This window comes from Candidatus Latescibacter sp. IFSED24 (assembly GCF_058273205.1).
Window position 1 is genome coordinate 2,367,914 of record NZ_CM177850.1, and the last position, 23,857, is coordinate 2,391,770.

The following is a 23,857-nucleotide window of genomic DNA, read 5'->3' on the forward strand; positions in this document are numbered from 1 at the left end:
AGACGACCATGACCGTGCGCATCCCCACAGTGGCGCTCGCGTTGATCGCCCTGATCGCCTCTCTGGCCGGCGCCGCGGTGCCACTTGTCGAGAACCCGGCCGAAGCCTCCGGCCAGACCGAGCGCGTGACGCTCCAGGAGGTCTGGCGCGCGGGCGGCGAGGACGACGAGGTCTTCTTCGGCAGCATCGGCCGCATCCTGGCCGGTCCGGACGGGACGGTCCTGGTCCTCGACAACCAGCTGTCCCAGGTCCAGGTCTACGAGGCCGACGGCACCTGGCAGCAGACCCTCGGCCGCGAGGGCGACGGCCCCGGCGAGGTCCGCGGTCCCGCCGACGCGTTCTATCTACCCGACGGGCGCCTCTGCATCGCGCAGAGCTTCCCGGGGCGGCTGGTCTACCTGAATCCCGACGGGACCCCCGGCGGCCAGTCGCAGTACCAGCCCCTGGGCGATCCGGCCACGTTCTATGTCGCGGTCAGCGGCCTCGCCGCCCCCGACGGCCTGCTGCTCGCGGGCATCCGCTTCAACCAGAGCGGCGGTCCTGAGGCGCAGCAGACCTTCTTCCTCTCGCTCTGCGACGCCGAGGGTCAGGAGAAGGTGGTCTACCTGGACAAGCAGTACGCCATCAACTACGCCGACTTCCGCCTCGACGAGGCCAGCATGGACTTCGTCTGGGTCGGCCGCATGGCCATCGACCGGGACGGTCGGGTCTACACCGCCCCGGACCGCAACCGCTATCTGGTCCAGGTCCAGGAGCCCGACGGCACGGTGCTGCGCCAGTTCACCCGTCCGGTGAAGGCGCCCGTGCGCACATCCGAGGAGCGCGAGATCGCCACCAAGATCCACGAGGGGATCGGCGCCAACTACGGCGGCATCCCGTTGCAGGGCGTGACCATCGAGGACAACGACCCCGCCATCGCCGGTCTGGTCGTGCGGCCCGACGGCGAGGTCTGGGTCCAGAGCCCGGCCAACGAGACGCCCGAAGGTGCGTTCGCCATCTTCGACGTCTTCGACGCCGAGGGCCATTACACGCATCAGCAGGTGATCGAGGCGCCGGGCGATCCCGACCGAGACGGCCTCTACCTGCTCTCCGACGGCCGGGTGGTCATCGTCGTGGGCGGCCTCGATGCCTGGCTCAGCCAGCAAGGCATCGAAGGCACCAGCGACGACGCCCCGGTCCTGGAAATCATCTGTTACAAGGCCATCTGACCCCCGACACGAGGTGCCCCATGCCTGCCTGCCGTGACCACTCGAAACTCACCCGCCGCCTCGGCGCGGTCCTGTTTTTCGCCTTCCTCCTGTCCCTTGGTGCCTGCCAGGGCGGTGGCCAGGACGGCGCCGCCGCCGACAGCACCGCGGCCGACAGCACCGCCACCGCCGAGGGCGACGAGACGCCCGAGAAGAAGGAGAAGGCCATCAAGGTGAACGTGGGCCAGGTGGTCCGCGGCGAACTGGTGGAGAGCATCTTCGCCGACGGCGAGATCCGCACCCCGCGCTCGCTCGAGGTCAAGGCCAAGATCGGCGGGCAGCTCATGGAGGTGAACGTCCGCGACGGCGACATCGTCCGCAAGGGTCAGCTCCTGGCCCGGATCGACGGCCGCGAATACCGGCTCGACCTCGAGAAGAGCCGCTACGACCACCTGCAGGCACTCAGCCAGGTCGCCGCCGAGCAGGACACGTTCGAGATGGACATGGACGCGCTGCGCGACTTCGAGGCACGCCGCCAGGAGCTCGAACGGCTGCACGAGCGCGGCAATCTGAGCGAGTCGGAGTACCAGGCCCGGCTGCTGGAGATGGAGATGGGCGCGCTCGAACAGGGCGCCTTCCGTCAGGAGGTGTTCCAGCAGCGCACCGGCCTGGCCGACGCGCGCATCGCTGAGGCGCGCGCCAGTCTCAACCTGGAATACACCGAGATCCGGGCGCCCTTCCCCGGCATCATCCAGGGCCTGCAGGTCGTGGTCGGCGAGAACATCGCCACCGGCCAGTCGGTCTGCACGCTCTTCGACAACCAGAATCTCGAGGCCGTGGTCAACGTGCTCGAGGCCGACCTCGCCAACCTCGAGCCGGGCCGCGCGACCCGGGTGGCCGTCCCCGCGCTGCAGGACACGCTGCTGGCCACTGTCGATGTGATCTCCCCCACGCTCGACCCCGCCAGCCGCACCTGCGAGGTGATCATCCGCTTCGCCAACACCAGCACCCGCTTCCGCCCGGGCATGTTCTGCCGCGCCGAGATCGCCGGCTTCGTCCACCCCGACAAGCTGATGGTGCCCAAGAGCGCGATCCTCATCCGCGACGACCGCCCGCTGGTGTTCAAACGCAACGACGACCGCGCCCAGTGGCTCTATGTCACGGTGGGGCTGCAGAACGACTACTGGGTGGAGATCCTGCAGGTGCATTCGGGAGGCAGCCTGGCCCCCGGCGACGAGGTCGTGGTCAGCGACCACCTCACGTTGGCCCACGAGGCCCTGATCTCGGTGCGCAAGCAGGTGCCCCCGGTGGACCGTTGGGCGTTCGCCAGGTCCGACGACGGGAGCGGTCGATGATCGGTCACGCCGTCCGCCGACCCGTCGCGGTGCTGATGGTCTTCGCCGGCCTGGTGATCCTGGGCTGGCAGGGCAAGAGCCGGCTGGCGCTGGATCTCTTGCCCGCCATCAACTACCCCAACCTGACGGTGATCACCAACTACGCCGACACCCCAGCCGACGATCTGGTGCGCCTGGTGACCGAACCGCTCGAGGAGGTCATCGCCGGCCAGGAAGGCGTGCGGCGCATCGTCTCGAAGACCCGCGAGGGCGTCTCCACCATCACGGTGCAGTACGACTGGGGCACCGACATGGACTTCGCCAACCTCCACCTCCGCGAGGCGGTGGACCAGGTGGCGTACCGCGAGGACTTCCCCGAGGCCGCCGACCGGCCGCTGCTGCTGCGCTGGGATCCGTCGGCGCGCCCCATCGCCATCCTGGTGCTCGAGGGCGACGACCCGCTGCGCGAGATGACCGACTTCGCCCGCGAGGTGGTCAAGCCCGCCATGGAGCAGATCGACGGCATCAGCCAGGCCGAGGTCATCGGCGGCGCCGAGCGCGAGATCCTGGTGCGGCCCGACTTCGAGAAGCTCCGTCTGTACGGCCTGACCGTGGAGAATCTGGCCTCGGCGCTGTTCGTGGCCAACGTGAACTTCCCCGGCGGCCGCATCCGCAAGGGGCCGCTGTACCTGCCGCTGCGCATCCTCGGCGAGTTCGAGAGCCTCGACGAGATCCGATCCACCGAGATCCCCGCCGCCGGGCCGGGGATCACCATCAGCGACGTGGCCGACGTGGTCGACACGGTGAAGGAGCCCGAGGGCTTGACCTATCTGGGCCCCAGCGAGGTCGTGGCACTGCACCTCTACAAGGAAGTTGGCAAGAACACCATCGATGCCACGCAGGAGGTGGACCTGGTGCTCGGGGTGCTCACCGACCAGTACCCCGGGTTCTCCGCGATCTACGTGTACCGCGACGCCGACTACGTCGAGGATTCGGTGCAGGGTCTGCAGCAGTCGCTGCTCTACGGCGCGATCCTGGCCTTCGTGGTCCTCTTCTTCTTCCTCGCCGACTGGCGTAGCCCCATCGTGGTCGGCCTGGCCATCCCCGTGTCCATCATGACCACCTTCGCGCTCCTGGACTTCGGGCACGTGAACCTGAACCTCATGTCCCTGGGCGGCCTCTCGCTGGCGGCCGGCATGCTCGTGGACAACTCGATCGTGGTGCTGGAGAACATCAACCGGCACCTGCGCAAGCTGCGCGGCCAGGCCGACTACGACGTGGTGGCCGCCACCTGCGCCGACGCCGCCAAGGAGGTGGCGTCGCCGGTGATCGCCGCCACACTGACCACCGTGGCGGTGTTCTTCCCGGTGATCTACGTCCCCGGCATCGCCGGCGAGTTCTTCCGCGACCAGGCGCTGACGGTGACCTTCTCGCTGCTGGTCTCGGTCCTCGCGGCGCTGCTCCTGCAGCCCATGCTGTCGGCGCATCTGCTGCGCGTGAAGGAACGCCCCGGCTGGCTGTTCCGGCCGGCGCTGGCCATCCTCGACGCCTGGCGCCGCGCCTATCACGGCCGTCTGCCCTGGGTCCTCGACCACAAGCCGCTGTTCCTGCTCCTGGTGGTGCTGGCGCTGGCGGGGACGGCCTGGTACGGCTCGGGCATGCGCAAGACCTTCCTGCCCGACCGCAACCAGGGCGACTTCTCGGTCCACCTCGAACTGCCCGCCGGCACACCGGTGGAGGGCTCGGGTGAGATCGCCGCCCGCCTGGCCGACTTCCTCACCGGCCAGCCCCACGTCCAGACCGTCTACACCCAGGTCGGCCAGACCGAGAAGACCCTGGCCAGCCTCAAGGAATACACCGCGCCCAACGTGGCGCGGATCCGCGTGGTGCTCGAGCCCTCGCGCCACGGCCAGCGCGACATGGAAGAGGTGAAGGCCGCGCTCCAGGAGGAGATGAGTGGGCTCGCCGGCGCGGTCTGGACCTTCCACGACGAGGGCATCGGCCTGGGCGAGATCCTCGCCAGCGGTGAGGCTCCGTTCACCCTGGGCGTGGTCTCGGAGAACCCCGACGATGCGCTGCGCGTGGCCGACGAGCTGCTGCCGCGGCTGCAGGAGGTGCCCGGCCTCGTGGACCTCGAGATGGACCGCGTCCTGGGCAACCCCACGCTGCGCCTGAGTCTGGACCGCGAGACCGCGCTGCGCTTCGGCATCGAGCCCGAGTTCGTGGCCAGCGAGCTGCGCGGTCGGATCCAGGGCACCGTGGCCACCCAGTTCAACGAGATCGACCGGCGCATCGACATCGCCGTGCGCCTGCCTCTGGACGAGCGCCAGAACCTGGACGCGGTCCTGGCCTCGCCGGTCACCCTGGCCGGGGGCAAGACCGTCACCATGGGCACCTTCGTCTCGCAGCGCGTCGAGCGGCCGGTGCGCGAGATCGTCCGCCGCGACCAGCGCCGCCAGATCACCATCTCGGGCGACGTGCAGGGCCGGGGCGTGGACGAGGTCTGGACCGACGTCATGCCCATCCTGGACCGGACCCCGCGTCCGGGCGGCCTGGTGTTCGTCACCGGCGGCGAGCAGGAGGAGATCACCCGCAGTTTCAACGACCTGGCCTGGGCACTGGCGCTGTCGGCGCTGCTGGTCTACATGATCCTCGCCGCGCAGTTCGAGAGCTTCATCGATCCCCTGATCATCGCCGCGGTGCTGCCCGTGGGCGTCATGGGCGCGGTGGTCACCCTCATGCTCACCGGCCAGACGCTGAACATCATCTCGCTGATCGGCCTGATCGCCTTGCTCGGTATCGCGGTCAACGACGCCATCGTCAAGGTGGCCACGATCCGCCGGCTGCGCGAAGAAGAAGGCCTCACCGTGCGCGAAGCCGTGCTCGAGGCGGGCACGCTGCGCTTCCGGCCCATCATCATGACCACGCTGACCACGGTGCTGGCCATGGTGCCCATGGGTATCGGTCTGGGCACCGGCGAGCAGATCCAGCGCCCGCTCGCCATCACCATCATCGGCGGCCTGAGCATCGCCACCTGGCTGACCCTCTACCTGACGCCGTGCATCTACGAACTGGTCCACGGGTGGCAGGAACGTCGGAAGGGAGCCATGTCGTGATCCGCTTCTTCGTCGACCACCCCGTCGCCACCTGGATGCTCTTCGCCGCGCTCATGGTCTGCGGACTGTACGCCGTGCCGCGGCTGAACATCGAGGCCATGCCCGAGACCGACCTGCCCAAGCTGACGGTCTACACGCGGTGGAACGGGGCCAGCCCCTCGGCGATCCAGCGCTCCATCACCCTGCCGGTGGAGGAGGCGGCGGCGCAGTGCCGCGGGATCGAGGAGATCGAGTCGACGAGCCGCCACGGCCAGTCCACCGTGGAGATCAGCTACCAGCGCGACATCGACATCGAATTCGCGCGCCTCGAGCTGAACGAGCAGCTCGGCAACGTCCGGCGCAACCTGCCCGCGCAGGCGCAGCAGCCGGTGGTGGTGCCCGAAGTACCCGAGGAGATGCAGGCCGACGAGTTCTTCACAGTCAACCTGATCTCGCCGCTGGAGACCAACGAGCTGCGCGAGCAGGCCGAGGACTGGATGCTGCCGTACTTCCTGGCGATCAGCGGCGTGGCCGACGCCGAGCTGCAGGGCGGCGCGCTGCCGCTGTTGAAGGTGAACCTGGACCTGGAGAAGATGGACCGCTACGGCCTGACCGCCGACGTCATCTACAACCGCCTCGACGCCCGCGACGACATCGTCCCCGCTGGCGCGGTGCGCAATCAGGGTCAGGAGCTGACGGTCACCGTCCTCGATTCGGTGACCGTGGACATGCTCGAGGACACCGTGCTGCGCAACCTCGGCAACCAGTCGATCCGCCTGTCGCACGTGGCCTCGATCGAGCGCGGGCACGAGGACGTGGCGGTGTTCCGGCGGATCAACGGCGAGAACGTGATCACGCTGCGCGTGACCAAGCGCAGCGGCGAGAACTCGGTGGCGGTGAGCCGGCGCCTGCGCGCGGCGATCCCCGACATCCAGGCCGCCATGCCGTTCCCGGTGACCATGGAGGTGGACGAGGACGAGGGCGAGGACCTGCGCGAGAAGCTAGAGGAGCTGGTCTGGCGTTCGGTGGCCATCCTGGCGCTCCTGTTCCTGCTGCTCGCGGTGGCGCTACGGCGCGTGCGGCTGGTGGCGATCGTGATCAGCAGCATCGTCTTCGCCATCGTGATCTGCCTGAGCCTGTTCTACTTCTTCGGGATCTCGGTGAACTTCATCACGATCAGCGGCCTGACGATCTGCTTCGGCATGCTGCTGGACAACAGCATCCTGGTGCTCGACTCGGTCCACCGGCACCTCACCGAGCGGCGGGGCGGCGACGCGCGCGCGGCGCTGGTCCGCGGCACCCGCGAGGTGAGCTTCCCCATCATCTCCACCACCCTGACCACGGTGGTGGCGTTCCTGAGCTTCGTCTACATGACCGGCCGCCTCGCGCTGACCTACATCCCGCTGGCGGTGAGCGTGGCCTTCGCCATGATCGCCTCGATCTTCGTGGCCTTTTGCTGGATGCCCGTGGCGTTGCGCGGCACAGCCGAGCGCGAATCGCAGCGCGAAGCCGCCGCCGACACCGGTCCCGGCGGCTGGCGGCTGCTGCTGTTCTGGAGCGTGGCGGTGATCGTGCTGGGTGCGCTGAGCAGCCTGGGCCTCTGGCTCGCCAAGGACCAGCGCGCGCTCATGGATCTGCTGCCCTGGATCGGCGGCGGCGCGGCGCTGCTGGTCGGAGTCGGCTGCTTCGTGGCCTTCGTCGACCGCATCACCTGGGTGCACACGCGGTTCTGGTTCTACCCGGTGATCGTGATGCTGCTGCTGTTCTACGGCGCCTGGTGGGCCTACGACACCAAGGTGGTCAAGGGCGGCTGGTGGCAGCCGCGCAGCCAGGAGGAGCTCATCGTCTACCTCTCGCGGCCCGTGGGCACCGACGTCAAGCTGGCGTCGGAGACCATGAAGCTCTTCGAGGCCGAGCTGCTGCCGCTGCCCGACGACGTCAAGATGAGCGTGGTCGCGTGGTCGAACAACGCGTTCATGCGCATCGAGTTCGAGAGCGAGGAGACGCTCTACTCGGCCTATCCCGAGATGTTCCGCAACCGGCTCATCCTGCTGGCCGAGGAGCTGGGCGGCATGTTCATCTACATCGCCGGTTTCGGCGACCCCTACTTCAAGGGTGGGCGCGGCGGCGTCAACAGCAACTCCACCATCATGCTCTCGGGCTACAACAGCAAGGAGCTGAAGAAGCTCTCCGACGGCATCGTGGAACGGCTCGACCGCAACCGTCGCGCGCGCAACGTGCGGCTCACCAGCGGCGCCAGCTTCGAGCGCTCGGGCACCGACGAGACGGTGATCCTGCTCGACCGCGAGGCGCTGGCCCGCCACCGCCTCTCGATGATGGAGGTCCTGGGCCACCTGCGGCGCCTGCTCGGTGTGGACACGCCGTGGCACATGATCATCGAGGGCGAGGACAAGCAGATCCAGCTGGGCTTCGCCGAATCGAGCACCATCCAGTATGACGCGGTCCTGGCCAAGACCTTCACCACGAGCCGCGGCGAGAAGATCGGGCTCTCGGAGCTGGTCACCCTGGAGACCCGTCCCGAGCTGTCGGCCATCACGCGCAAGGACCAGCGCTACGCCCAGCGCATCAACTGGGAATACATCGGCACCGACCGCATGAAGCAGGCGTTCATCAAGGACCTCATCGACGGCCTCGAGCTGCCCTACGGCTTCACCGCCGAGGATCTCTCGGGCGAGCAGATCTCGCGGGAGGAGGAGGAAGAACTGGGCCGCACCCTGTTGCTGACCGTGCTCTTCATCTTCATGACCCTGGCCGCCCTGACCGAGAGCCTGGCGTTGCCGCTGCTGTTGATGCTGGCGGTGCCCATGGCGTTGGTCGGGGTGGTGGGCGTGTTCTGGGCCGACGGCAGCACCTTCGACAGCTCGGCACAGATCGGCCTCGTGCTGATGTTCGGCATCGTGGTCAACAACGCCATCCTGCTGATCAACCGGTTCCGGCTCATGGTGCGCGAGATCGTGGAGGACCAGGGCCTGGTCGGGCAGGGTGTGCCCGCCAAACGGCGCCTCGGCGGCTTCGACCTCTGGCGTCTCGAGGCCCAGGAGCGCTACCAGATCCTCAAGCGCTCCATCGTGGAGGGCACGCGGATCCAGATGCGGTCGATCCTGCTCGCCAGCGGCACCACCATCGCCGGGCTCCTGCCCCTGCTCTACGCGGTGGAGAGCACTGGCGACGGCGGCAAGGACATCTGGGAGAACCTGGCGCTGGCCACCATCGGCGGCCTGGCCAGCAGCACGGTGCTGATCCTGATGGCCATGCCGGCGCTGTACTGGGCGTTCACGCGGCTGGGCTGGGCGCTGGCGCGGCTGTTCGCGCGACTACGCCGGAGCGCTCCACAGGCCGAAAACGTGCCGGCCTGAGACGGAAACGGGATCCATGGCGGACGTCGTGTAACGTTTGAAAATATTTCCATCATTTCGGGGCTGCGTTCTGCTATCCTCACCGGCATGGAGACGCGGGACCCCACCTCGCTTGACACCCGGCTCATCACCCTGCGTCGCGAGCTCCACGCCCATCCGGAGCTCAGCGGCGAGGAGGCCGGCACCGCAGCTTGCCTGCGGGAATTCCTCCTGCCCAGCAATCCCGCCCGCCTGCTCGACGGTCTCGGCGGCCACGGCCTGGCCGCGGTCTTCCACGGTGTCGAGCCCGACGCCGGGCCCACGGTGGCCCTACGCGCCGAGCTCGATGCGCTGCCGATCACCGAGACCACCGGCGAGGCCCATTCCTCGCAGCGCCCGGGCGTGGCCCACGTCTGCGGCCACGACGGACACATGGCCATGCTCTGCGGCGTGGCGCTGGGCCTGCGCGAGCAGCCGCTGCAGCGTGGCCGGCTGGCGCTCGTCTTCCAGCCAGCCGAGGAGACCGGCCAGGGCGCGCGGGCGGTGACCGAGGACCCGCGCTGGCGGAAGCTCGACCCCGACTACGTCTTCGCCCTGCACAACCTGCCACGCTACCCCCTGGCCCAGGTCCTCCTGCAGACGGGATCGTTCTGCGCGGGCAGCGTGGGCATGGTCACCCGGCTGCGCGGCAAGACGTCGCACGCCGCCTATCCCGAGCGCGGACGCAGCCCCGCGACGGCCATGAGCCGGCTGCTCACCAGCCTGGTGGCGCTACCGGTGGCCCTCGAGGAGCGCGGCGACCTGGCCCTGGTCACCGTGGTGCACGCGCGCCTGGGCCAGGTGGCCTTCGGCACCACGCCCGGCGAGGCCGAGATCATGGCGACATTGCGCGCCGACGACGAGGCCGTCCTTGCCGAGCTGCAGCAGCGCGCCATGGCCCTGGCCCGCGCCGAGGCGGCGCAGGAGGGGCTGGGCTGCCAGGTCGAGTGGGTGGAGGAGTTCCCGGTGACCCAGAACGACGACCTGGCGGTGGCCGCCGCGGCCCGGGCCGCACGGACGGCCGGCCTGGAGACCGCCACGCCCGGCGAGAGCCCGTTCCGCTGGTCGGAGGACTTCGGCTGGTTCACCCGGCAGTGCACCGGCGCGCTGGTGGGCCTGGGCTCGGGCGAGGGCCAGCCCGGCCTGCACGCCGGCGACTTCGACTTCCCCGACGAGTTGATCCCGGTGGGGGTGCGGTTCTACGAGGCGTTGCTGGGGGAATTCGGTTTGCGCTAGAGACCGGAATAACGACCCCTGTCCCTTCGGAATATCTCATCCGCCCGGATTCTTGAGGATCTGATACCGGCGATCGGATAGCGGGAAGAACTGATAGCGGGTGGAGGCGGACGGTGGAGCCGCCGAATCGGACCTTCCCCCTATCGGACGGCGCTCCCGAGCAGTCCTCACCCCCGGTAATTGACCCGACCCACCAGTCAGGTAGCCTCTAAGCAGCGTCTCGGTAGTACCTGTGATGCAGCCCACCGAGGATCGGTCGACGCCTGATCTCGCCTCTCTCGGGAGGCTCAACCTCTCGAGGCTCCGGACAGTCCTTCGCTAGCCCCAGTTGAGTCCGGTCTCGATGGTAGTAGTCGAGGTACTCGCCAAGGACCCGTCGAAGGTGCCGCTCGTTGACGATGATCACGTGATCCAGGCAATCCCGCCGAATGGACCCGATCACCCGCTCGACGTATGGGTTTTGCCACGGAGAATGTGGAGACGTCAGCACATGCTCGAAGCCGAGAGTGTCAACTCGCCGATTGAAGTCGTCGCCGTACTTCCCGTCCCGGTCCCGTAGCAGATACCTCGGAGCAGAATCCCAAGGGAACGCCTCGACGATCTGCTGCCCGGTCCAGGCCGCAGTCGGCGACTCGGTCACGTTGAAGTGGATAATCCGCCGCCTGGCGTTGTCCATTACGAGGAAGACGTAGAGTACCCGAAACGTCGCCGTCGGCACGGTGAAGAAATCGATCGAGGCGATGTCTTTGGCATGGTTCGCCAGGAACGTTCGCCAGGTCTGCGACGGAGGTTTCGTTGGCTTCACCATGTAGTTCGAGACCGTGTCCTGGTGAAGATCGATCCCGAGCTTGAGTAGCTCGCCATGAATCCGCGGCGCTCCCCAGGTTGGGTTGGCGAGTGACATCTCGCGTATCAGGTCGCGGATCTCGCGGGAGATGCGAGGGCGCCCAGATCGTCGGGGCCTGCTCATCCATCTCCAGTAGTAGCGGAACCCCTGTCGGTGCCAGCGGATGACGGTCTCGGGCTGGACGATGTAGAGCGATCGCTGCCAGTCCGGCCAGATGCAGCTGAGGATGTCCCAGAAGGCGCGGTCTCGCCAGCGGAGGTCTGGTCTGGTGCAATTGCGCTGGAAGACCTCGATCTGGTGACGGAGGGCGAGGTTCTCGGCTACGAGCGCATCACGCGATCGAAAGGCTGAGATCAGTGCTTGAAGCAGTAGTTTGAGCATGATTCAGGCTTATCGACCAGATGCCATAAGTCCTTGAATCATAGGGCGGACGAATATTCCGAAGGGACAGGTCACCTGACCAACGTCATCCTCCCGTACATCACCTGACCGGCCACTTCGAGTCGGGAGAAGTAGACGCCGCTCGGGACATCCCGACCGTCACCGTCGCGGCCATTCCAGGCGACCTCGTGGTGACCAACCGACATCACCTCGTCGACCAGGGTCGCGATCCGTTGCCCGCGGACATCGAAGATCTGCAGTCGCACGGCTCCGTCGGCTGGGACGGTGTACGCGATGGTCGTGTGAGGATTGAACGGATTCGGGTCGTTGCGCAGGCCCATGGTCGCCGGTGGCGTGTCGTCGGCACCGGTGACGTCGGTGAGCCAGGGATCGAAGGCCACGTCGTCGGACACGGCGTCACCCACGCCCAGGGGATTCAGCGAGGGGTGGTAGGGTCCGCCGCCATCGCCCCACCAGTTCAGGATGGCGTCGACCAGGACGAGCGGGTCCGCGTTCACCAGACCGAAGTCGAGGTTGCCCTGGATGGTATTGTGACGGAGCATCGGCTGGTAATCGGATCCGTCACCCGTGTCACAGTAGATCCCGATGCCGTTGTTCCGGATGTCGCAACGCAGAATGAGCGTCGACGCGCCGTCCAGATGAATGCCGCCACCGGACCCGGGTGGGCTGACATTGTGGAGAATTTCGTTGTCGACGATGGTCGTCGATCCCTGCGCGTGCGTATTCATGCATCTGATCCCGCCGCCCTCGAGATAAGCGACGTTGTCGGTGATGACGTTGTCGCTGATGATCGGGAAGCTCCGATCGGTGTCGATACCGGCTCCGTTTTCGGCGACGTTCTTGTAGAAGGTGTTTCCCGTCACGGTTCCTGAGCTCAATCTCATCCAGATCCCGCCGCCGGCCAGACTCCCGGCGTTGAACTCGATGATGTTGCCGTCGATTTGCGGCGCTGCCAGGGTGTCATTGGTGACGACCCCGATTCCGCCGCCGGCGCTATTGGTCACAATGGGCGCGATCGTGTTGTGGGCGATGGTGTTCGCGACGACAGTCGGCGAGCAATCTTCCACGTAGATCCCCGCGCCGGCGGCGATATTGCCGTGAGAGATCACGTTGTAAGTAATGGTGTTGTTGCTGATCACCGGCGTTGCCTGGTAGCAAGCGATGCCGGCGCCGGCGACCGAGGTGCCGCCGATATCGTTGAACGTGACGGAATTCTCGCTGATCGTCGGCGAACTGTTCGCACAGGCGATGCCCGCACCGACGGCGCCGGGTCCGAGAACGGCGTTCGCCGTGACGATATTTCCCCGGATCGTCGGCGAAGCCCCTTGCAGACAGCCGATGCCTGCGCCAGAGCCCGTTTCCCCGGATCCCGCCAGGTATCCGTTCCGGATCGTGAGGTAGCTGACCACCGTGCTCTCACTAAACGGCCCCTGCATCGTGATGACGCGTCCGGCGGCGCTCCCGTCGATGACGGTCGCCTCGGGCCCGGACTCGCTCGTGAGCACGAGATCCTGCGTGGCCGGCCAGACCAGGTTCTCATGGTAGATGCCGGCCGCGACCATGATGGTGTCGCCCGCGGCGCAGCCATTCAGCGCCGCCTGGACGGTGGGCGCGTCGCCGCTGCCGTCGGGAAGGACATGCCAGGTTGCCGCAAGCGCAGATGCGGCCGTCAAGGAACCGGCCAAAGTCACGACGATCAGCGTGACGACCAGCGGCCATGATGACGATTTCGTGTTCATCTCCGTCTCCTCTCGTTCAGGGGTACGGACCGCGACGGTGGCCCAGCGCGGCCGTCGTGGATGGAGATGCGCGGGAAGGAGGAAGCGGACAAGGAATCTGCAGAAATGGGACCCATGCAGTCAGCCGACTGGGGCCGATATCCATGACGGGCATCTGGAATCGGCGCCGTCTCCACGGGGAATCCGCATCGCGAAACCAGGGGAGCTCCAAGAACGAGGACCCGAGGTCGATGCTCGAGTCCCCATGAGCACGGCGCGACTGGCCGTTCCCCGTCAGCGGAAGAGGTTCTTTACCGCACTCCAGGTTTCGGGCTCGATCGCGACCGCCTTGTTGCCACCGGGAATCTGGATCACGCCGACACCGGTATTCTCGGTACCGCCGAAGATGCCGGTCACCGTTCCTCGCACGTGCCACCCGGCGAAGTCACCGCTGCCGCGGGAGTAGTTGAACGGGCCCTCGTAGACGAACCCCGTGATCGTCAGGTCGACGGTCCCGCGCCAGCCCCCGGTGAGGGCTCCATAGGTCACCTCACGCCATGCCTTGACGTTCGCGTCCCCGTTGCCGGTCGCCAGATCGATGTTGATGTTGATCACGCTCTCGCCGGAGCCGGACAGCGGCACGCCATCGGCATCCAGTCCCTCGACGATCACGGTCTGCACGAGGCCGCGGTAGTGGGTGATCCCCTCGCTGTCGGTGAACTGCACGCCGGGGTCGACGGTGGTGAGGGCTTCCGTGGCGGAAAACGGGATCTCGATCGTCCGGGCCCAGGCGATCCCGGAAACGAGCGCTAGGCTTACGATCAGAGCCGCGACGCCAACAGCCGGATTCTTGCGCTGCATGACGAATCCTCCTTTCTGAATCGGTGGGTCGGGCCGAGGGAAGCGAATCTGGAGGTTCCTTCGACCGCGACGGCGCGAACCACGACGTTGCTTCATCGCGGTCCTCATGCTTGGAGATGCGAGGGGAGGACGAAGCGGACAAAAGAACCCCCGGGAAAGCACGCCGATGTCACCGGCCGTCGCGTGAACTCCCATGTCCAGAGACCTTTACATCGATAGACGATTGCGATACGATCCAGCCTCACGATCGAGAGATCAGGAGGTGGGCCATGTCGAAGTCTACCTCGCGGCGCGGGCCGCCCGCGACAGGGGCCGCCGGGTCCGATCGATCCCAGCCGCTCCTGATCAGTACGCGCGTCCTCCTCGAGCAGGCTCGTAACGGAGATTCGGTCGCGCTCGAGGACATCTGCACGCGCTATCTGTATCGCCTCTCGCGCTGGGCTCACGGCCGCCTGCCATCGTATGCGAGAAGCCAGCTCGACACGGCCGACCTCGTGCAGGAGACCCTCGTCGGGTCGATCCTTCAGCTGGAGAACATCCGGGCGATCCGCGCCGAATCCTTCCCGGCCTATCTGCGCACGACACTCATGAATCGAATCCGGATGGAACTGCGCCGTCTGGCCAGCCAACCGGGTCGCGCCCCCCTGGACAGCGAGGTGCGCGACCGCGCTCCGTCGCCGCTGGAGGAAACCATCGGCGGTGATCTCGCGACTCGCTACGAGACGGCGCTCGCCGGTCTCGGCGAGGAGGACCGGTCGCTCCTGTTCCTGCGGCTGGAGATGGAGATGACCTACCGGGAGATTGCGGAGGCGCTCGAGAAGCCCAGCGCGGAGGCCGCGCGCAAGGCGGCCTCGCGCGCGCTGGTCCGCCTCGCGCAGGAGATGGACTCGTGAATGCCGAGGGTCAAGCCGCGGGCATCATCCAGCTGCTGGAGATCGCGTCGGCGGTCCTCGACGGCAAGGATGTCGACTGGGACCGCGCGGCTACCGACACGCCGGCGTCGCAGCGGAGCCTCGTCGGGAGGTTGCGGTCGATCTCGCTGGTGAGCTCCGCCCATCGACGCGACCCGCGCTCGACGCCGCGAACCTGGGGACCCCTCGATGTTTTCGAACTGATCGGGGAGGGCGCCTTCGGCGAGGTCTTCAGGGCCCGGGACCCGCGCCTGGACCGCCAGGTCGCGCTCAAGTTCTTCCGGCCATACCGGCTGAGCCCGACACAACTGACGTCGGAGGTCGTCGAGGAGGGACGGCTCCTGGCCCGCGTCCAGCATCCCAACGTGGTCACGGTCTACGGCGCCGAGCAGCTCGACGGTCGCTTCGGGATCTGGATGGAGTACGTCGAGGGATCGACGCTCGAGGAGATCGTCGCCGCGCAGGGCCCGCTCGCGGTGACCGAGGTCCTGCGGATCGGCCGGGATGTCTGTCGCGGCCTGACCGCGTTGCATGCCGCGGGCGTCTTGCACCGGGACATCAAGGCCCGCAACGTGATGCGCGAGGAGGGTGGGCGCGTGGTCCTGATGGACCTGGGGATCAGCTGCGAGATCGACCGCACGGTCCCGATCCGCCAGTACGGCACGCCCCTTTACGCAGCGCCGGAGATGCTGCTCGCCGGCGAGTCGAGCCGCCGCGGCGACATCTACAGCCTCGGGGTACTCCTGTACCATCTGGTCAGCGGTCAGTACCCGGTCACGGGAACGACGCTCGCCGACCTCCACGACGCGCATGCGGCGAGGCAGGTCCAGCCGCTGGCGGCCGTCTGTCCGGACCTGCCGGCGGCGTTCCTGGCGATCGTGGACAAGGCAATGGCTCCGAATCGTGGGGACCGGTTCTCGTCCGCGGCGGGATTGGAACAGGCGCTCGACCAGGCGCTGGCCAGCGAAAAAGGGCTGGCGTCAGGTGGCGCTACGGCCGCGGTCGAGCCCCTCACCGAGAACCAGGAGGCTTACAACCGCTACCTGCAGGGACGCTATTACTGGGATCGGCGCTACGTGGGCGGAGTGCCCAAGGCGCTCGGGTACTTCCGGCAAGCCGTCGAACTCGATCCCGACTTCGCGCTGGCTCACGTCGGCGTCGCCGACTGCCTGGTCCAGCTCGGTTATTACCAGTACATCCGGCCCCACGACGCTTTCCCCGAGGGGCGCGCACTCGTGGAGAGAGCGCTGGAACTCGATCCCGGCCTGGGTGAGGCCCATAATTCTCTCGGCTACATCAGCATGTTCTACGACTGGGACTTCGAATCGGCCGCGGAGCACTTCCGGCGCGTCATCGAGTTACGGCCGCAATACGCCGTGGCCCGCCAGTTCTACGGGCTCCTCCTCGCTGCCGAAGGAAGGTACGACGAATCGCTGGCCGAGGTCCGGGCCGGCCGCGAGCTGGATCCCTCCTCTCTCCAGGTCGCGGCCGAAGGGACGGTGCAGCTCATCGCCGGCCGCTTCGAAGAGGCCGTGGAGATCTTCCGCCTGACGCAGGAGACGGAACCCGACGCGCCGCTCCAGAACACGTTGCTCGGCCTGGCTCTCTGGTTTGCCGGCACGAAGGAGGAAGCCGAGGTACGCCTGCGCCGGGCGATCGAACTGTCGCAAGGCCAGGATACCTGGGCCGCGGGTCTGCTGGCGGCGGCGCTCGCCATCACCAAACGCGAGGACGAGGCGCTCGAGGTGATGGCGCACCTGGACGCGCTCGCGCAGAAGCGGTACGTCTCGAACTTTCACCGCCTGATGTGCTGGCTCGAACTGGATCGTCACGACAAGTGGGGGCCGCTGCTGGAGGCGGCCATCGCGGAGCGCGATCCGTTCCTGGTCTGGATCAGGGCGTCAGCGACGTGGGCGCTGCGGCGTGCGGACGAGCGGCTTGCCGGGCCGTTGCGGGTGGTTGGTTTGCTGGATTGACTTCGCGCAATTTCTAGAAGTTCACCTGCCCCCGCGCCATCACCAGCCGCCCCAGCTCCGGCGCGCCGATCCATTCCTGGTGCCGGTTGTCGAGGATGTTCTGCGCCTCCACCGACAGCCGCACCTCCGGCGTCCACGACAGCCGCCATCCGAAGCCCACATCGACCACCACGTAGGTGCCGATCTGCCCCGCGTACACACCCGAGCCCACAGGATACGACTCCACCCAGCGCCCCTGCACGAGCCCGTCGAGACTGCTGCGCGCATCGCGGAAACTCAGTCCCAGTGACGCCTTGTTGAGCGACACGGCCAGGATCTGATCGCCGACGCCGGGCATGACCGCGATGTTCTTGTCGAGTCACGAATAGCAACTCGTCAGCAGCCAAGACGCCGAGAGCTGCACCTCGAAAGTGAAGTCGGCGCCCCCATTGGTGAAGGCGCCGCCCAGTTCGTTGACCAGCAGGACCTCGGCCGTCTCCTGGCCGTCGGGCACCACGGTGCCCAGCGGGATGCCAGACGCGGCGTCCGCCACCGCGGCGGCCTGCTCGGGCGGCAGGCCGCCCGCGTTTTCGAGGTAGGTCTGCAGGTCGGCCCGGTTCAGGAACACGTTGGGATTCAGGGCGCGGGTCTCGCCGTAGTAGTTGTCGATGTGGGTGCGGTACACGTCGACGCCGAGGTACAGTCGCTCGCCGATCTCGCCCTTGTATCCCAGCTCGATGGTGTTGCTGATGACTCGCGAGACCGCGGGGAGATCCCGCAGCGCGGAGACGTCCATCGGCGCGGCGAAACCGCCGCGCTGCACGTCGAGGGCGCGCAGGTCGGTGCCGATCTGGCTGGCGTCGGGCTCGGGTACGGCGCTGAGGTCGATCCCCGCTCCGGACAGCATCTGGACGAGCGCCGGCCACATCAACGTGGCGTCGGCGGGGATCAACGCGCCTGCGCCTCCGGAGTACAGGGGCGAGCGGATGCACGGTCCGCCGGCGCAGCTCTGATCGAAGGTGTAGCCTTCCCGCGAGAAGCCCACGACGGTGAGGTCCATCCCGGGCATGATCGAGCCCGCCAGCAAGTCGACGGAGATTTCCGGCGCCGACGGCGAGTTGAAGGCGCGGTTCCAGGTCAGGCGCACGGCCTGCGAGGGCGTGGGCCGGAAGACCGTGCCCAGGCGCGGCGAGACGGCGACGTCGTCGATACGGTCGTGGTAGTCGACGCGCGCCGCGGCGATCAGCTCCCTGTCCGGTCGTAGCGAGGTGTTGGAGCTGAGGTACGCACCCAGTTCGGCCACGTCGTCGTCGTCCTCGTTGCGCCCCATGATCGTGCCGAAGGTCCGGGGATCGGTGTAGCGGGCGTCGATTCCGTAGACCAGCCGCAGCGGCCTGCGCCAGCCAGACCACCAACGCCGCAGCAGGACCCAGAACAGTCGATCCCGGTATCGGAACGAGGGCTTCGGTTTCTCCCGCTCGAGCACGAGAAGCTGCTGCCGCAGAGCGAGATTCTCCAGGAGCAGATCGCGACGGAGGCGAAGGATGTCGCGCAGGGTGGCCAGGAGGAGTTTGTGCATGGTTCATTCTCCGGCAAAATCGATGGGACTCCTGAGCGACAAAGCATTGACATATTGAGGGTTAGGCGATATGGTGAATTGGACTCACCGACCGAAAGGCGGACGCGATGCACGACGCCAGAGCGGATGAAATCCAGCGCTCCATCCAGCGCCGCATGACCGGTGCGGAGCGGCTGCGCCTGGCCTGCGAAATGAGTGACATCGCGCACGACCTTTGCCGGGCCCGTATCAGGCAGCAGCATCCCGATTGGAGCGACACCGAGGTGACGCAGGAGATGGTCCGGGCGGCGTTTTCGCCACAGCCCAGCCCCTGGTGAACCGATGAGTTCGACCGATGTCTTCCGGCGGATCATCGCAGCGCTCGGACAGGCCGGCATCCCGCACATGCTTACGGGCTCCTTCGCGAGTTCACTCCACGGCCTGACCCGCGCCACGCAGGATATCGATCTCGTCATCGCGCCCACGGAGAGCCAGCTCCGCGAACTGGTCGCGAGCCTGCCGCCCGGCGACTACTACGTGGACCTCGAGGCGGCCCTCGATGCCCTGCGACGGCGATCCCAGTTCAACGTCATCGATCTCGACACCGGCTGGAAGGTCGATCTGATCGTCCGGCGTGATCGTCCCTTCAGTTTGCAGGAGTTCGAGCGTCGTCAGAAAGTCGATTATGCCGGAATCCGCCTGGCGGTGGCCACGGCTGAGGACGTGATCGTGGCCAAGCTAGAATGGGCGACGCTCGGCTCGTCGCAGCGGCAAATCGAGGATGCAGCCGGGATTCTGCGGCTGCGGCACGATGAGATCGATCTGGCGTATGTGGAGGACTGGGTGAAGAAGCTCGGACTGCTGGAGGCGTGGGAACTGGCCAGGCGGCAGGCTGGCTTGGTCTGAGGGGGATTCTCAGACTTCTTCCGCTACCGTCCAACTCGCTCCCCGGTCTGAGAACCTCTGTAAGCCTGGGATTCTGTGCTGCCGGGGCTAAGAAGTTAACAGCCGAAACTGGCTGTGGCTGCCTCGCTCGCGGCTTCGTCTCCAGGATGGCTCGGCAGCAGAGACCAGGCGGGTGGATGTAACGCGATGGCCGAGAGTTTCTTCGCGACGCTGGAGTGCGAGTGCCTGGATCGTCAACGATTCAAGACCCAGAAGGACGCCCGGATGGCTGTCTTCGACTTCATTGAGGGGTTCTACAACCCGCATCGCAGGCACTCCGGGCTGGGAAAACTGTCACCGATCAACTTCGAGATGAGGTACAATCAACGAGTTGCCTGACCGAAAGGTCTAGACCGTCCGGACAAGCGGGGCAACTCCAATCGCTCTAGACCGCTTACCCCACGAACTCCTTCACCACTCGACAGAACCGGTGCGCCCCCTCCACGATCCGCTCGGGCTGCATGCAGCTGAAGTTCAGCCGCGCGGTGTTCTCGTGGTCGCCGGTGGGGAAGAACGCGCCGCCGGGCACGAAGGCCACGTCCTCTTCGAGACATTTCTCGAGCAGCCGGCGCGCGTTGACCTCCGCGGGGAAGGTGGCCCAGAGAAACAGGCCGCCCTCGGGGCGCGTGAACGTCACCGAGGCGGGCAGTTCGGCCTCGAGCACCCCGATCATCAGATCGCGGCGCTCGCGGTAGACGCCGATGACCTTGGCGATGTTGTCGTCCAGGCCGTAGAGGTCGAGGTAGCTGGCGACCTGGCGCTGGACCAGGGTGCTGGTGTGCAGGTCGGCGCCCTGCTTGACCATGACGTAGCGGCGCAGCAGCTCGGGATTGGCGGCGAGCCAGGCGCAGCGCAGGCCCGGGCAGAAGATCTTGGAGAAGGTGCCGAGGAAGACCACGTTCTCGTCGTCGAGAGCCTTGAGCGCAGGCAGCGGCTCGCCCTCGAAGCGCAGCTCGGCGTAGGGGCTGTCCTCGATCACGGGCACGCCGTGCGCCGCGGCCAGTTCGAGCAGCGCGCGGCGGCGGTCGAGCGACCAGGTGCGGCCGCTGGGGTTCTGGAAGTCGGGGATGGCGTAGATGAACTTGACGCGCTCGTGCTCGCTGAGCGCGCGCTCGAGCGCCACGGGGATCATGCCCTCGTCGTCGGTGGGCACCTCGACGAAGCGCGGCTGGTACGCCATGAACGCGTTGATGGCGCCGAGGTAGGTGGGGCTCTCGCAGAGGATCACGTCGCCCTCGTCGACGAAGAGCTTGGCCGAGAGGTCGAGGCCCTGCTGCGAGCCGCTGGTGATGAGGATGTCGTCGCCCGCGACCCAGGTCTGCTGCCTGGCGTTCATGCGCTCGGCGATGTGGTGGCGCAGGACGGGGTCGCCCTCGGTGGCGGAGTATTGCAGCGCCTTGCAGCCCTCGGTCTCCAGCACGCGCCGGGTGATCTCGGCCATCTCCCGGGCGGGGAAGAGCTCGGCGGCGGGCAGGCCGCCGGCGAACGAGATGACCTCGGGGCGCGCGGTGAGCTTCAGGAGCTCGCGGATCTCCGAGGCCTTCAGGAACTGCATCCTCTTGGCTAGCTTGAGGTTGGCCGTTTCCATGACGGGACCACCTTCCGGGTGTGGGCCATGCGATCGGGGGTTTTCGACAAAGATGGTCAGCCGCTCCGGCGATGTAAAGCGGTGTGGACCGGGGGTCCGGGGGCACGGTCAAGAGGACCGTTGGCAACCGGTTACGATCCTGCTATTCTCACCGGCGTTGCCACCCACCCACCCAGTCCGCCCACCCACGGAAGGACGGTGTCCATGACGTCGATCGCGACCTATGCCAACTCCAGCGTCGGCAAGAAGGTCCTCGTCGCGGTCACGGGCCTCATGCTGTTCGGCTTCGTGATCGTGCACCTGCTCGGGAACCTCACCCTGTTCATTCCCGACGGGGGCCACGCCTTCAACGAGTACGCGCATTTCCTGGAAACACTGTTGCACGGCTGGCTGATCATCGCCTTCGAGGTGGGCCTGATCGTGCTCTTCCTGGTCCATGCCTACAACGCCATCGTGGTGGCGCTCATCGACAAGAACCGCGCGCGCCCGCAGAAGTACGCGCAGGTGCGCAACGCCGGCGGCAAGAGTCGCAAGACCCTGGCGTCGCGGAGCATGATCCTCACCGGGCCCATTATCCTGATCTTCGTGATCCTGCACGTGCGCATGTTCAAGTTCGCGCCCGAGCTGGCGCAGACCCCCCACGGCGAGATCAAGGACCTCTACGCGGTGGTCGACCGGGCGTTCTCCGTGCCCTGGATCGTGATCGCCTACGTGGCGGTGATGATCCTGCTGGGCACCCACCTCTGGCACGGCGTGTGGAGCGGCTTCCAGTCCCTGGGGTGGAACAGCGACCGCCACATCAAGCTGCTGACCACCCTGTCCTGGCTCGCGGGCATCGTGCTCGGGGCGGGTTTCCTGGTGCTGCCGATCTTCATGTACTTCACCAGCCCGGGAGGTCACTAGGATGAGCAGGATCCTCGACGCCAAGATTCCGGGCGGACCGCTGGCCGAGAAATGGGACCGCCACGCCATGGACAACGGGCTGGTGGCTCCGGCCAACCGGCGCAAGTTCGAGGTCATCGTGGTGGGCACCGGCCTCGCTGGCGGCGGCGCCGCCGCGACCCTGGGCGAGATGGGCTTCAACGTCACCAACATCTGCATCCAGGACACCCCGCGCCGCGCGCATTCGGTGGCCGCGCAGGGCGGCATCAACGCCGCCAAGAACTATCAGAACGACGGCGACAGCATCTTCCGCCTGTTCTACGACACCATCAAGGGCGGCGACTACCGCAGCCGCGAGGCCAACGTCTACCGCCTGGCCCAGCTGTCGACCGAGATCATCGACCAGTGCGTGGCCATGGGCGTGCCGTTCGCGCGCGAGTACGGCGGCACTCTGGCGAACCGCTCGTTCGGCGGCGTGCAGGTCAGCCGCACGTTCTACGCGCGCGGGCAGACCGGCCAGCAGCTCCTGCTGGGGGTCTACTCGGCGCTCTCGCGGCAGGTGGCCGCAGGTACGGTGAAGATGTTCCCGCGCCACGAGATGCTCGACCTGGTGGTCAAGGACGGCCGCGCGGTGGGCGTGATCTGCCGCGACCTGGTCTCGGGCGAGATGAAGCGCTTCGCTGGCGACGCGGTGGTGCTCGCCACGGGCGGCTACTCGCCGGTCTACTTCCTGTCGACCAACGCGGTCAACTGCAACGCGACCGCGGCCTGGCGCAGCTACAAGCGCGGCGCACTCTTCGCCAACCCCTGCTTCACCCAGATCCACCCCACCGCCATCCCCCAGGCGGGCGACTACCAGTCCAAGCTCACCCTGATGAGCGAGTCGCTGCGCAACGACGGCCGGGTGTGGGTGCCCAAGCAGCCCGGCGACAAGCGCAAGGCGGTGGACATCCCCGAGGCCGAACGCGACTACTACCTGGAACGTCGCTACCCCGCGTTCGGCAACCTGGTGCCGCGCGACATCGCGGCGCGCGCGGCCAAGCTCGAGTGCGACGCCGGCAAGGGCGTGGGCAACACCGGCTTCGCAGTGTACCTCGACTTCGCCGACGCCATCGGGCGCCTGGGCCGCGACGTGGTCGAGGACCGCTACGGCAACCTCTTCGCCATGTACGAGGAGATCACCGACGACAACCCCTACCAGACTCCCATGCGCATCTACCCCGCGCCGCATTACACCATGGGCGGCCTGTGGGTGGACTACAACCTCATGTCGACCATTCCGGGCCTCTTCGTGGCCGGCGAGGCCAACTACTCCGACCACGGCGCCAACCGCCTCGGCGCCAGCGCGCTGATGCAGGGCCTGGCCGACGGCTACTTCGTGGTCCCGCGCGTGGTGGCCAGCTACCTCGCCGGCGCCGGCAACAGCAAGGCCGGCCAGGACGACGACGCGTTCGGCGCTGTCGAGAGCGAGGTCAAGGGCCGCTACGACAAGCTGCTCGCGATCCAGGGCAGCAAGACCGTGCGCGACTACTGGTGGGATCTGGGCCGGATCATGTGGGACAAGGTGGGCATGGCGCGCGACCGCGCCGGCCTCGAGGAGGCCATCACCAGGATCGGCACCCTGCGCGAGGAGTACTGGCAGAACGTGAAGGTGCCCGGCGACGCCGGCGACCTCAACAAGCACCTCGAGATGGCCGGCCGCGTGGCCGACTTCTTCGAACTGGGCGAGTTGATGGCGCGCGACGCGCTGATGCGCGAGGAGTCGTGCGGCGGCCACTTCCGCGAGGAGCACCAGACCGAGGAGGGCGAGGCCCGGCGCGACGACGCCAACTTCACCTTCGTGGCGGCCTGGGAGCACATCGGCGAGGACCAGGAGCCCAAGCTGCACAAGGAGGAGCTGGTGTTCGAGAACGTCGAGGTCAAGACCCGCAGCTACAAGTAAG

General features: G+C 67.1%; 17 protein-coding genes and 1 pseudogene. 12 read left to right on the top strand and 6 right to left on the bottom strand.

Going from position 1 to position 23,857, the window contains the following annotated elements; translation table 11 throughout:
• The first annotated feature begins 8 nt into the window (after nucleotides 1-8).
• The 5 genes from IFSED24_RS09485 (at nucleotide 9) to IFSED24_RS09505 (ending at nucleotide 10,247) form a co-directional block, all read left to right on the top strand.
• A complete protein-coding gene (locus IFSED24_RS09485) occupies nucleotides 9-1,208 on the top strand; it encodes an NHL repeat-containing protein (RefSeq protein WP_491334977.1) in 1,200 nt (399 codons plus the stop codon).
• A 20-nt stretch (nucleotides 1,209-1,228) separates the two neighbouring features.
• The gene (locus IFSED24_RS09490; RefSeq protein WP_491334978.1) at nucleotides 1,229-2,542 is read left to right on the top strand and encodes an efflux RND transporter periplasmic adaptor subunit; all 1,314 of its coding nucleotides are present in this window, start codon (nucleotides 1,229-1,231) and stop codon (nucleotides 2,540-2,542) included.
• Nucleotides 2,539-5,637: an efflux RND transporter permease subunit gene (locus IFSED24_RS09495; protein WP_491334979.1), complete on the top strand. Its 3,099-nt coding sequence runs from the start codon at nucleotides 2,539-2,541 to the stop codon at nucleotides 5,635-5,637. The genes IFSED24_RS09490 and IFSED24_RS09495 overlap by 4 nt, the downstream gene beginning before the upstream one ends.
• Nucleotides 5,634-8,993, top strand: a complete 3,360-nt coding sequence (locus tag IFSED24_RS09500) for an efflux RND transporter permease subunit (protein ID WP_491334980.1) — start codon at nucleotides 5,634-5,636, stop codon at nucleotides 8,991-8,993. The genes IFSED24_RS09495 and IFSED24_RS09500 overlap by 4 nt, the downstream gene beginning before the upstream one ends.
• 87 nt (nucleotides 8,994-9,080) lie before the next feature.
• Nucleotides 9,081-10,247 carry an amidohydrolase gene (locus IFSED24_RS09505; protein ID WP_491334981.1) on the top strand — a complete coding sequence of 389 codons (1,167 nt, stop codon included), beginning with the start codon at nucleotides 9,081-9,083 and terminating at the stop codon, nucleotides 10,245-10,247.
• Nucleotides 10,248-10,455: 208 nt separating this feature from the next.
• On the opposite strand, the gene IFSED24_RS09510 is transcribed toward IFSED24_RS09505, so the two are convergent.
• From IFSED24_RS09510 to IFSED24_RS09520, 3 genes are all read right to left on the bottom strand, one after another.
• Entirely contained in the window at nucleotides 10,456-11,475 is a 1,020-nt protein-coding gene (locus IFSED24_RS09510) for an integrase core domain-containing protein (protein WP_491334982.1), read from the bottom strand.
• A gap of 71 nt (nucleotides 11,476-11,546) precedes the next feature.
• Entirely contained in the window at nucleotides 11,547-13,235 is a 1,689-nt protein-coding gene (locus IFSED24_RS09515) for a right-handed parallel beta-helix repeat-containing protein (RefSeq protein WP_491334983.1), read from the bottom strand.
• Nucleotides 13,236-13,508: 273 nt separating this feature from the next.
• A complete protein-coding gene (locus tag IFSED24_RS09520) occupies nucleotides 13,509-14,075 on the bottom strand; it encodes a hypothetical protein (RefSeq protein WP_491334984.1) in 567 nt (188 codons plus the stop codon).
• 269 nt (nucleotides 14,076-14,344) lie between these two features.
• Here IFSED24_RS09520 and IFSED24_RS09525 point away from each other — a divergent pair, with 269 nt between their 5' ends.
• Nucleotides 14,345-14,968 carry an RNA polymerase sigma factor gene (locus IFSED24_RS09525; RefSeq protein ID WP_491334985.1) on the top strand — a complete coding sequence of 208 codons (624 nt, stop codon included), beginning with the start codon at nucleotides 14,345-14,347 and terminating at the stop codon, nucleotides 14,966-14,968.
• Nucleotides 14,965-16,962, top strand: a complete 1,998-nt coding sequence (locus tag IFSED24_RS09530) for a protein kinase domain-containing protein (protein ID WP_491334986.1) — start codon at nucleotides 14,965-14,967, stop codon at nucleotides 16,960-16,962. The genes IFSED24_RS09525 and IFSED24_RS09530 overlap by 4 nt, the downstream gene beginning before the upstream one ends.
• Before the next feature lie 13 nt (nucleotides 16,963-16,975).
• Here the strand turns inward: IFSED24_RS09530 and IFSED24_RS09535 are convergent, their stop codons facing one another.
• Together IFSED24_RS09535 and IFSED24_RS09540 are read right to left on the bottom strand one after the other, a co-directional pair.
• Entirely contained in the window at nucleotides 16,976-17,299 is a 324-nt protein-coding gene (locus tag IFSED24_RS09535; protein ID WP_491334987.1) for a TonB-dependent receptor, read from the bottom strand.
• A gap of 21 nt (nucleotides 17,300-17,320) precedes the next feature.
• The gene (locus IFSED24_RS09540; RefSeq protein WP_491334988.1) at nucleotides 17,321-18,520 is read right to left on the bottom strand and encodes a TonB-dependent receptor domain-containing protein; all 1,200 of its coding nucleotides are present in this window, start codon (nucleotides 18,518-18,520) and stop codon (nucleotides 17,321-17,323) included.
• Nucleotides 18,521-18,627: 107 nt separating this feature from the next.
• On the opposite strand from IFSED24_RS09540, the gene IFSED24_RS09545 reads away from it, so the two are divergent.
• The 3 genes and pseudogenes from IFSED24_RS09545 to IFSED24_RS09555 form a co-directional block, all read left to right on the top strand.
• Complete coding sequence (locus IFSED24_RS09545) at nucleotides 18,628-18,837, top strand: hypothetical protein (RefSeq protein ID WP_491334989.1); 210 nt, start codon at nucleotides 18,628-18,630, stop codon at nucleotides 18,835-18,837.
• Between the two features lie 4 nt (nucleotides 18,838-18,841).
• Nucleotides 18,842-19,405: a hypothetical protein gene (locus tag IFSED24_RS09550; protein WP_491334990.1), complete on the top strand. Its 564-nt coding sequence runs from the start codon at nucleotides 18,842-18,844 to the stop codon at nucleotides 19,403-19,405.
• Nucleotides 19,406-19,585: 180 nt separating this feature from the next.
• Nucleotides 19,586-19,783 (top strand): annotated as a pseudogene (locus tag IFSED24_RS09555) (IS3 family transposase); the annotation flags it as partial.
• Nucleotides 19,784-19,838: 55 nt separating this feature from the next.
• Here IFSED24_RS09555 and IFSED24_RS09560 read toward each other — a convergent pair.
• A complete protein-coding gene (locus IFSED24_RS09560; RefSeq protein WP_491334991.1) occupies nucleotides 19,839-21,032 on the bottom strand; it encodes an aminotransferase-like domain-containing protein in 1,194 nt (397 codons plus the stop codon).
• A gap of 204 nt (nucleotides 21,033-21,236) precedes the next feature.
• Here IFSED24_RS09560 and IFSED24_RS09565 point away from each other — a divergent pair, with 204 nt between their 5' ends.
• Together IFSED24_RS09565 and IFSED24_RS09570 are read left to right on the top strand one after the other, a co-directional pair.
• Nucleotides 21,237-21,935, top strand: coding sequence for a succinate dehydrogenase cytochrome b subunit (locus IFSED24_RS09565; protein WP_491334992.1), 699 nt, complete (start codon nucleotides 21,237-21,239; stop codon nucleotides 21,933-21,935).
• Between the two features lies 1 nt (nucleotide 21,936).
• Nucleotides 21,937-23,856 (top strand): fumarate reductase/succinate dehydrogenase flavoprotein subunit, encoded by a 1,920-nt coding sequence (locus IFSED24_RS09570; protein WP_491334993.1) that lies wholly within the window; start codon nucleotides 21,937-21,939, stop codon nucleotides 23,854-23,856.
• Nucleotide 23,857 lies beyond the last annotated feature (1 nt).

Excerpts from the sequence above, each read along its gene's own strand:
- IFSED24_RS09485 (WP_491334977.1), top strand. The coding sequence starts at position 9 with ATGACCGTGCGCATCCCCACAGTGGCGCTCGCGTTGATCGCCCTGATC.
- IFSED24_RS09535 (WP_491334987.1), bottom strand. The coding sequence starts at position 17,299 with ATGCCCGGCGTCGGCGATCAGATCCTGGCCGTGTCGCTCAACAAGGCG.
- IFSED24_RS09520 (WP_491334984.1), bottom strand. The coding sequence starts at position 14,075 with ATGCAGCGCAAGAATCCGGCTGTTGGCGTCGCGGCTCTGATCGTAAGC.
- IFSED24_RS09525 (WP_491334985.1), top strand. The coding sequence starts at position 14,345 with ATGTCGAAGTCTACCTCGCGGCGCGGGCCGCCCGCGACAGGGGCCGCC.
- IFSED24_RS09565 (WP_491334992.1), top strand. The coding sequence starts at position 21,237 with ATGACGTCGATCGCGACCTATGCCAACTCCAGCGTCGGCAAGAAGGTC.
- IFSED24_RS09540 (WP_491334988.1), bottom strand. The coding sequence starts at position 18,520 with ATGCACAAACTCCTCCTGGCCACCCTGCGCGACATCCTTCGCCTCCGT.
- IFSED24_RS09510 (WP_491334982.1), bottom strand. The coding sequence starts at position 11,475 with ATGCTCAAACTACTGCTTCAAGCACTGATCTCAGCCTTTCGATCGCGT.
- IFSED24_RS09545 (WP_491334989.1), top strand. The coding sequence starts at position 18,628 with ATGCACGACGCCAGAGCGGATGAAATCCAGCGCTCCATCCAGCGCCGC.
- IFSED24_RS09505 (WP_491334981.1), top strand. The coding sequence starts at position 9,081 with ATGGAGACGCGGGACCCCACCTCGCTTGACACCCGGCTCATCACCCTG.
- IFSED24_RS09495 (WP_491334979.1), top strand. The coding sequence starts at position 2,539 with ATGATCGGTCACGCCGTCCGCCGACCCGTCGCGGTGCTGATGGTCTTC.
- IFSED24_RS09550 (WP_491334990.1), top strand. The coding sequence starts at position 18,842 with ATGAGTTCGACCGATGTCTTCCGGCGGATCATCGCAGCGCTCGGACAG.
- IFSED24_RS09490 (WP_491334978.1), top strand. The coding sequence starts at position 1,229 with ATGCCTGCCTGCCGTGACCACTCGAAACTCACCCGCCGCCTCGGCGCG.
- IFSED24_RS09560 (WP_491334991.1), bottom strand. The coding sequence starts at position 21,032 with ATGGAAACGGCCAACCTCAAGCTAGCCAAGAGGATGCAGTTCCTGAAG.
- IFSED24_RS09515 (WP_491334983.1), bottom strand. The coding sequence starts at position 13,235 with ATGAACACGAAATCGTCATCATGGCCGCTGGTCGTCACGCTGATCGTC.
- IFSED24_RS09570 (WP_491334993.1), top strand. The coding sequence starts at position 21,937 with ATGAGCAGGATCCTCGACGCCAAGATTCCGGGCGGACCGCTGGCCGAG.